This window comes from Pseudonocardia xinjiangensis (assembly GCF_012911925.1).
In the GTDB taxonomy this organism is placed as follows: Bacteria; Actinomycetota; Actinomycetes; order Mycobacteriales; family Pseudonocardiaceae; genus Pseudonocardia; species Pseudonocardia xinjiangensis.
On record NZ_JAAXKY010000228.1, the window covers coordinates 1 to 8,317 of the forward strand.

Below are 8,317 nucleotides of genomic sequence, written 5' to 3' on the forward strand. Positions count from 1 at the left end.
CCCCTGGCCAACCCACGGCTCCCCCCCACGGCGACACGCAGGCCTCCCCAGCCCGAGCGACAGCTCCCGTCGGCCCCACCGCTCCCGTCAGTGATCTCCGGAACGACACCCCCTCCGGCGGCGTGGGGCAGGACGTGTCCCACCCCCAGTGCGGCGGCACGCTCCCCGCGAACAGCGCCTTCGGCATCGTCGGGATCAACAAAGGGCGCCCCTTCTCCATCAACCCCTGTTTCGCCGCGCAGTACCAGTGGGCCGCCGGTCGGCCTTTCGAAGCGGCGGTCTACGTCAATACGAGTAATCCGGCCCCGAGCAGTTCCGACTACTGGCCACACTCGGGTGCCGCCGATCCGGTGCTCTGCAACGACGGCACCTCGAAAACGGATCCCGGGTGCTCCTACGACTACGGCTGGCATGCGGCAGCAAACGCGTTCGACAGCGCGACACAGCTCGACGGCTCGGTGACCAGGCACATCTGGTGGCTCGACGTGGAAATCGCCAACAAATGGAACGGCGACGGCAGTTCCAACACCGCCATGTTGCAGGGCATGGCCGACTTCCTCCTGAGCCACGGAGTGACCGAGGTCGGGCTGTACTCCACCGCCTACCAGTGGCGCCAGATCACCGGTGGGTACACCGCCGCCTCCGCGGACGGCTACCGAGCGGCGTGGAAGCCGCAGTTCACGCCACTGTTCCCGTTGGACGACGCACCGTTGTGGATCGCCACGTACGGGACCAGCGACAGGGCGAGGACGACGTGCACGACGAGCTTCACCGGGGGCCGGACCAAGCTGGTGCAGTTCAGCCAGGACGGCGGCTTCGACTCCAACCTGGCCTGCTGACGCCCCGGGACGATCACCGGCACGCATCTAGCATCGACCGGTGATCACCGACGGATGGTTGTCCGGCACCCGCGATTCCTACGACACGGTGGCCGACAGCTGTGCCGATCTCTACCGCACTGGTGGAACGGCCGTACGAACGAGCAGTGCCGGCGCTTTTCGCCGGCCTCGTCGAAACCGGCGGCGGTGGACCGGTAGCGGATGTCGGCTGAGGTCCGGCGGCAATTCAGCTTCGACCAGGACTTCCTGTTGACGTGTTTGATCCACAGCGCCAGGCTGCGCGGGTGCGCTCTCGAACGGCCGGTATGTGGTGGGGGACCTCCATCGAAGCGCCGGATCCCGGCGTCCTGGCGAGGTTCTACTCTGAGTTGCTGGGTTGGCCCATCGGTCACGAGCAACCGGGAACGGCGATCATCGCCGCGCCCCAAGGCTCCGTCTATCTCGTGTTCCAGCAGGCGAGCGACTACCGGGCCCCCGTCTGGCCGCCCGTGGACGGGCAGCAGCGCCCGATGATGCACTTCGACTTCCAGGTCGGCGACCTGGATTCGGCGGTCGCCGATGCTCTCGCTCTCGGAGCGACGGAGGCAGACGAGCAACCGCAGGGGAACGTCCGAGTGCTCTTCGACCCGGCGGGCCACCCCTTCTGCCTCTGCCTGGACGAGGGCTGATCCCGTTTCGTCGGGGCGAGCAAACGAGATCGACATGGTGGGGCTGGGGCGCGGAATGCCGCTCGTCGCTGCCGAGTTGATTGCAGGGTGAAGAAGATAGGGTTCCTCTCCTTCGGGCACTGGTCGGCGGAGCCGCACTCGATGGTGCGGTCAGCGGCGGACGCCTTGGTGCAGTCGATCGAGCTCGCGGTCGCCGCGGAGGAGGCGGGCGCCGACGGCGCGTACTTCCGGATACACCACTTCGCCCAGCAGCTCGCCTCCCCGTTCCCGCTGCTGGCCGCGGCCGGAGCGCGGACCAGCCGGATCGAGCTCGGCACTGCCGTGATCGACATGCGGTACGAGAACCCGCTCTACATGGCAGAAGACGCCGGCGCCGCCGATCTCATCTCCGGTGGCCGGCTGCAACTGGGTATCAGTCGCGGATCACCCGAGCAGGTGATCGACGGCTTCCGCTACTTCGGCCACGTGCCGCCGGAAGGCACGACCGATGCCGACATGGCGCGCGAGCACACCAAGGTGTTCCTCGAGGTGCTCAAGGGCGAGGGCTTCGCCCGGCCCAACCCGCGCCCGATGTTCCCCAACCCGCCGGGCCTGCTGCGGGTCGAGCCGCACTCACCGGGTCTGCGGGACCGGATCTGGTGGGGCGCGGGAAACCGGGCGACCGCGGAGTGGACGGCCGAGCAGGGGCTGAACCTGATGAGCTCGACGCTGCTCACCGAGGACACCGGCGTGCCCTTCCACCAGCTCCAGGCCGAGCAGATCCAGCGGTTCCGAACCGCCTGGGAGGCCGCTGGGCACAACCGCGAGCCGCGCGTCTCGGTCAGCCGCAGCATCTTCCCGATCGTCAACGACCTCGATCGGCAGCTCTTCTGGCAGCAGCGGGACAGCACCGACCAGGTCGGCCGGTTGGACGGCGGCAACGCCCGGTTCGGCCGGACGTATGCGGGTGAGCCGGACAAGCTGGTCGCCGAGCTCGCCGAGGACGAGGCGATCGCCGCTGCGGACACGCTGCTGCTGACGGTGCCCAACCAGCTGGGCGTCGAGTACAACGCCCACGTCATCGAGAGCGTGCTCACCCACGTCGCCCCCGAGCTGGGCTGGCGCTGATCCAGCGGGAGAGGTCGGCGCCCCGGCGGAACCGATGATTCCGAGGCGCTCGCCGGGTCGGATCAGTCATGCCCACCACGACAACGGCCCGCCGCATGTTCGAACTCCTCGAGCCGATCTGCCTCGTCACCTACTTCGCCGACGAATCCAACGAGGAGCTGGCCGCGCTCGGCCACCGGACCTACTGGGACGGCTACTTCGCCAGCCGCGCCGCGCCACTGGGACGGGTGCCGGCACAGGTCGTGCACGCGGCCTTCTACAGCTTCGCCGAAGGGGAGGCAGCGCGGCACATCCCGAGCGCGTGGGAGACGGTCCCGCCGGAGGTCTCCTTCGCCGCGTGGCAACGAGGCAGCGCAGCCTCCCTACGGCGGATCGTCGGCGAGGAGCTGGCTGAGTCCCCCGGCCTGGCGCGCGCCGCCGACCTGACCACCAAGGCCGCGACGAGCGCGCCGACCCAAGGTCGGGTGCTGTACGCCGGGTGGCGCACCCTTCCGGTGCCCAGCGACCCGGTCACCCGGCTGTGGCACTCCGCGACCATGCTCCGCGAGCACCGCGGGGACGGGCACGTCGCCGCTCTCCTCGGCGCGAGCATCGGCGGTGCGGAGGCCCACGTGCTGTCCGCGCTGGAGCAGGGCATCCACCCGCCGGAGTCGTTCGGGCGCATCCACCACCTGCCGAAGGAGCGGCTGGCCGAGGTCATGGCCGGGCTGCGCGAGCGCGGGCTCGTCGACGCCGACGGCTGGTTCACCGACGCCGGCCGTGAGACCAAGCAACGCATCGAAGCCCTGACCGACGAGCTCGCCGTCCCGCCGTACGACGCCCTCTCCCCCGCCGAGCTCGACGAGCTGATCGCCGAGCTCGAACCCATCACCGCAACACTGGTGGCTGCGGGATCGCGCTGACGAACGGCCCGGCTGTGTAGGCCGTTGACCTGGGGAACGAGCGCCCGTCAGACGTTGAAGCGGAACTCCACCACGTCACCGTCGGCCATGACGTAGTCCTTGCCCTCCATCCGCACCTTCCCAGCCGCCTTCGCCGCGTTCATCGAGCCGGCCTCGACGAGATCTTCGTACGAGACGATCTCGGCCTTGATGAAGCCGCGCTCGAAGTCGGTGTGGATGACGCCGGCGGCCTGGGGGGCGGTGGCGCCCTTCTTGATCGTCCAGGCCCTCGACTCCTTGGGGCCAGCGGTCAGGTAGGTCTGCAGGCCCAGGGTGTGGAAGCCGGCGCGCGCGAGGGCGTGGAGACCGGGCTCGTCCTGGCCGATCGACTCCAGGAGCTCGCGGGCCGACTCCTCGTCGAGCTCCAGCAGCTCGGCCTCCACCTTGGCGTCGAGGAAGACCGCGTCCGCCGGGGCGACGAGCTCGGTGAGCTCCTTGCGCTTGGACTCGTCGGAGAGCACGCCCTCGTCGGCGTTGAAGACGTAGAGGAACGGCTTGGTGGTGAGCAGCGTCAGCTCGCGCAGCGGCTCGCGGTCGACGCCCGCGGCGAACAGGGTGGTGCCGGAGTTGAGGATCTCGGCGGCGGCCTCGGCGGCCTCCAGCATCACCCGCCGGTCCTTCTGCATGCGGGCTTCCTTGGTGAGCCGCGGAACGGCCTTCTCCAGGGTCTGCAGGTCGGCGAGGATCAGCTCGGTGGAGATCGTCTCGATGTCGGCGGCGGCGTCGATGCGCCCGTCGACGTGCACGACGTCGGGGTCGTCGAACACGCGCACGACCTGGCAGATCGCGTCGGACTCACGGATGTTCGCCAGGAACTTGTTGCCCAGCCCCGCGCCCTCGGACGCGCCCTTCACGATGCCCGCGATGTCGACGAACGACACGACGGCGGGCACGACCTTCGCCGAGGCGAACATGCGGGCGAGCACGTCGAGGCGGGGGTCGGGCAGTGGCACCACCCCGACGTTCGGCTCGATCGTGGCGAACGGGTAGTTCGCGGCGAGCACGTCGTTGCGGGTCAGGGCGTTGAACAGGGTCGACTTGCCGACGTTGGGCAGGCCGACGATGCCGAGGGTGAGTGACACGAGGGTCCAGGGTAGTCGCGCCGGTCAGCGTCCCCCCGGCGCCGCCTGCAGGTACGCGAGGACGGCCCGGACCCGGCGGTTGTCGTCGTCGGACGGCGGCAGGTCCAGCTTCGTGAAGATGCCGGTGATGTGCTTGCCCACCGCCTTGTCCGTGACGAACAGCGCCGAGGCGATCGCGGCGTTCGACCGGCCTTCGGCGACGAGCTCCAGCACCTCCCGCTCCCGCGCGGTCAACCGGGCGAGCGGCGCGGACCGGCGGCCGAGCAGCTGGCCGATCACCTCCGCGTCCATCGCGGTGCCCCCCGCCGCGACCCGGCGCACCGCGCCGACGAACTCGTCGACGTTCCCGACGCGGTCCTTGAGCAGGTACCCGACCCCGCCGGCCTGGTCGGCCAGCAGCTCGCGGGCGTAGAGCTGCTCGACGTACTGCGAGAGCACGAGCACCGGCAGCCCCGGGACGTCCCGGCGGGCCGCGATCGCCGCCACCAGGCCCTCGTCGGTGAAGGTCGGCGGGAGCCGGACGTCGACCACCGCGACGTCCGGGCGGTGCCTCAGCAACGCCTCGCGCAGCATCGGGCCGTTGTCGACCGCCTCCACGACGTCGAAACCGTTGGCGCCGAGCAGCCGGATCAGGCCGTCGCGGAGGAGGACGTGGTCCTCGGCGACGACGGTCCTGAGGCTGGTGGGGGCAGTGCGCACGGCAGCTCCATCGTGATCTCGGTCGGACCGCCGGACGGGCTGGTCACCCGCAGGGTGCCGTCGAAGGCGGCGAGGCGGCGCTCGATGCCCCGCAGCCCGGTGCCGCGACGCGGGTCGGCGCCGCCGCGGCCGTCGTCACCGACGACGACGGAGAGCGCGCCGCCCGCATAGCGCACCCGCAGCCACGCCGCGGTCGCCCCGGAGTGCGTCCCGACGTTGGCCAGCACCTCGGCCGTGGCGAAGTACAGCGCCGACTCGACCGGGGCCTGCGGCCGGACCGGCAGGTCGATGTCGAGCGCCACGGGCACCGGGCACAGCAGGGCCGCCGCCTCGAGACCTCCGACGAGACCGCGGTCGGCGAGCACCGGCGGGTGGATCCCGCGGACGAGGTCACGCAGCTCGGCGAGCGCCTTGCCCGCGTCGGCGCGGGCCTCCTGGATCAGCGCGGCGGCCTGGTCGGGGTCCGAGCGGACGGCCTGGGCGGCCAGCCCCAGCGTCATCCCCACCGCGGCGAGCCGCGCCTGGGCGCCGTCGTGCAGGTCGCGTTCGATCCGGCGCAGCTCGGCGGCCTGCGCGTCCACGGCCGCCGCGCGCGAGTCGGTGAGCTGCTCGACGCGCCGGGTCAGCGCCGCGTCGGACGGGGCAAGCAGCACGCGGGCCAGCAGCGCGAACCCCCGGACGGTCCACGGCACCAGCCACCAGATCACCGCGGCGATCACGAGCACGGGGAACGTGAAGACGGAGAAGGGACCGCCGGCGCCGACGGCCAGGCCCGACAGCGCGGCGAGCAGCCCGTAGGTCATCCAGAACACGACCACACCGGCCACCCCGTGCGCCGCCAGCCAGATCGCGTCGCGGCCGTTCTGCTGGTCGCGCAGGCAGGCGAGCAGGTCGCGCCACGACCAGCTCGGCTGCGAGGTGTACGAGCCGGCCAGCGGCACGCCGAACACCCGGCCGGCCTCGCGGCGGTGCAGCTCGGCGAGCGCGCGGGTGGCTCCCAGTGCTCCGGCCACGACCGGCACACCAGCTCCGAACACCGGAACCAGGACCAGGCCGGTGACCAGTGCGAGGAGCAGCACCAGCGCGACGAGCGCCGTGACGACCCCAGCGACCAGCCGGAACGCCGCGAGCAGCCACTCCCCGACACGCGTCACGCGAGCAGTCTGGCCGATCACGACGGGTGGGCGCAGGGGGTCTGGCCCTACGTCCGGCCTGCGGCTGGCCCGTGGGTGGAAGGGCGGTCCAGCCCGATCGCCCTCCGGCCCCGGTGACGGGAGCGTGATCGCCATGACCGCATGGACCGACCACCGCACCTTCCTGCGCCGCGCTCTGCGCCGGCCCGCCCTGATCGGCGCACCCGCTCCGACCGGGGCGACGCTGGCTGCGGAGATCGCCGCGGTCCTGCCCGGCACCGGTACGCCGGCCGTGGTGGAGCTGGGGGCCGGAACGGGCGCGCTCTCCCCCGCGATCCGGAGCCGGCTCTCGCCGGGGTCGCGCTACGTCGCCGTCGAGGTGGACGGCGAGCTCGTTGCGCATCTGCGCCGCCGGATGCCGTGGCTCGAGGTGTTGCACGGCGACGCCGCCGACCTCGCGACGCTGCTCGACGGGGCCGGGGTCGGGCCGGTGGACGCGGTGGTCTCGTCGCTGCCGTGGACGCTGCTGCCCCCGGCGCAGCAGCGCGACATGCTGGCCGGGATCGCATCCACCCTCGCCCCCGGCGGCGTCTTCACCACCATCTCCACCCTGACCGCGCTGCCCACCAGGGTCCGGGAGCTGCGCCGCAGCCTCGACTCCGCGTTCGCCGAGGTCGTCGCGACGGCGCCGGTGTGGCGCAACGTCCCGCCGTCGCGCCTCTACGTCTGCCGTGGGCCGCGATCGTGCTGACCGCGCTGCTCGACGCCCTCGCGAGCCTGCCCGCGCCCCTCGTGCTCGTGGTCGCGGCACTGGTTCTGGTGGCCGAGAGCGGCACGCTCGTGGGGATCGCCCTGCCGGGCAGCACCCTCCTGGTGGCGCTCGGGCTGTGGTCGCACACGGCGCCGGACGCGCTGCTCCCCGCCATCGCCGTCGCCGCGGCCGGGACGGTGACCGGCGCCCACGTCTCCCGGTGGCGGGGCCGGTCGCACCAGGACGGCCTCGGGTCGGCGTCCGGCTCCCCCGGGCGGTGGCGGCGGGCCGTGCAGGCCCGCGCGGTCCGGGCGCAGCACTGGCTGGCGGGCCGGGGTCCGGCGGCGACTGCCGTGCTCCTCGCGTGCGGGCACTGGGCGGCCGCCGCCCGCCCGTTGATGCCGCGGATCGCCGGCGGGGCGGGAGTGCCCTACCGGATCGCCGGTCCGGCGATGGTGGCGTCGGGCACCGCATGGGCGGCGACGTTCGTCCTCCTCGGCAACAGCGTCGGCGCGCACGTGCTCACCCACGGCACGTGGGCGCCCATCGCGCTCGTCGTGCTGCTGATCGGGGGACTGATGCTGCAGTCCCGGCGGCGATCGGTCGCCACCGGCTCCGCCGTTCGGTAGCGTGCCGCCACCCGGATGGAGCTGAGCGGCAACGGAACGCGCTCGCTGCTCCGGACGCAGCCGACCCGCGGAGGCAGCAGTGCGCTCGACGATCAGGACGCTCCTCGCTGCCGCCGTCGGTGCGGCGATCGTCGCGAGCGGGAGCGCGGTGTTCACGCTGACCGCGCCCGCCCCCGTTCCGGTGGCCGCTCCTGGTGCGGCCGTCGTCGCCCCGCCCGCACCCGTGACCGCCGGCACCACCGCGGCTGCCACCTCCGAGGCGGCCGAACCGCCTGCTGTGGCGACGACCGAGGCCCGGGCCACCCCGGCAGGACCCGGCCGGGAGGTGGCGCCGGTGGTGCGCGAACCCGCAGGTCGCTCCGTCCTCCGCGCGCCCGTGGCCCGGGCGGAACCGGTGCGGCCCCCGTCCGCCCGGCCGGCCGCGGTTTCAGCTCCCGCGGCCCCTTCCCCCACCGCGCTCCCCGAGAC

Annotated in this window: 9 protein-coding genes and 1 pseudogene; 7 read left to right on the forward strand and 3 right to left on the reverse strand. The window is 72.6% G+C overall.

The window, feature by feature from the left end:
- Positions 1–122: 122 nt before the first annotated feature.
- From HF577_RS35465 to HF577_RS35480, 4 genes are all read left to right on the forward strand, one after another.
- Positions 123–839 (forward strand): glycoside hydrolase family 25 domain-containing protein, encoded by a 717-nt coding sequence (locus HF577_RS35465; protein ID WP_169400380.1) that lies wholly within the window; start codon positions 123–125, stop codon positions 837–839.
- Positions 840–1,144: 305 nt separating this feature from the next.
- Complete coding sequence (locus HF577_RS35470) at positions 1,145–1,507, forward strand: VOC family protein (RefSeq protein ID WP_169400387.1); 363 nt, start codon at positions 1,145–1,147, stop codon at positions 1,505–1,507.
- Between the two features lie 87 nt (positions 1,508–1,594).
- Entirely contained in the window at positions 1,595–2,614 is a 1,020-nt protein-coding gene (locus HF577_RS35475; RefSeq protein ID WP_169400381.1) for an LLM class flavin-dependent oxidoreductase, read from the forward strand.
- A gap of 68 nt (positions 2,615–2,682) precedes the next feature.
- Positions 2,683–3,516 carry an SCO6745 family protein gene (locus tag HF577_RS35480; RefSeq protein WP_246267902.1) on the forward strand — a complete coding sequence of 278 codons (834 nt, stop codon included), beginning with the start codon at positions 2,683–2,685 and terminating at the stop codon, positions 3,514–3,516.
- Positions 3,517–3,563: 47 nt separating this feature from the next.
- Here the strand turns inward: HF577_RS35480 and ychF are convergent, their stop codons facing one another.
- From ychF to HF577_RS35495, 3 genes are read right to left on the reverse strand one after another with little or no spacing between them, the layout of a single operon-like run.
- Positions 3,564–4,637, reverse strand: a complete 1,074-nt coding sequence (gene ychF, locus HF577_RS35485) for a redox-regulated ATPase YchF (protein ID WP_169400382.1) — start codon at positions 4,635–4,637, stop codon at positions 3,564–3,566.
- A gap of 24 nt (positions 4,638–4,661) precedes the next feature.
- Entirely contained in the window at positions 4,662–5,336 is a 675-nt protein-coding gene (locus HF577_RS35490) for a response regulator (protein ID WP_169400383.1), read from the reverse strand.
- A complete protein-coding gene (locus HF577_RS35495; protein ID WP_211175348.1) occupies positions 5,267–6,490 on the reverse strand; it encodes a sensor histidine kinase in 1,224 nt (407 codons plus the stop codon). The genes HF577_RS35490 and HF577_RS35495 overlap by 70 nt, the downstream gene beginning before the upstream one ends.
- Positions 6,491–6,623: 133 nt before the next feature.
- Between HF577_RS35495 and HF577_RS35500 the strand changes: the two genes are divergently transcribed.
- The 3 genes and pseudogenes from HF577_RS35500 to HF577_RS35510 form a co-directional block, all read left to right on the forward strand.
- On the forward strand, positions 6,624–7,220 hold the full coding sequence (locus HF577_RS35500) for a class I SAM-dependent methyltransferase (protein WP_169400385.1): 597 nt from the start codon (positions 6,624–6,626) through the stop codon (positions 7,218–7,220).
- The gene (locus tag HF577_RS35505) at positions 7,163–7,849 is read left to right on the forward strand and encodes a DedA family protein (RefSeq protein WP_169400386.1); all 687 of its coding nucleotides are present in this window, start codon (positions 7,163–7,165) and stop codon (positions 7,847–7,849) included. The genes HF577_RS35500 and HF577_RS35505 overlap by 58 nt, the downstream gene beginning before the upstream one ends.
- A 79-nt stretch (positions 7,850–7,928) precedes the next feature.
- Positions 7,929–8,317 (forward strand): annotated as a pseudogene (locus HF577_RS35510) (hypothetical protein); the annotation flags it as partial.

Bases quoted from the DNA above. Each gene is read 5' to 3' on its own strand.
- HF577_RS35470 (WP_169400387.1), top strand. From the start codon at position 1,145: ATGTGGTGGGGGACCTCCATCGAAGCGCCGGATCCCGGCGTCCTGGCG.
- HF577_RS35480 (WP_246267902.1), top strand. From the start codon at position 2,683: ATGCCCACCACGACAACGGCCCGCCGCATGTTCGAACTCCTCGAGCCG.
- HF577_RS35500 (WP_169400385.1), top strand. From the start codon at position 6,624: ATGACCGCATGGACCGACCACCGCACCTTCCTGCGCCGCGCTCTGCGC.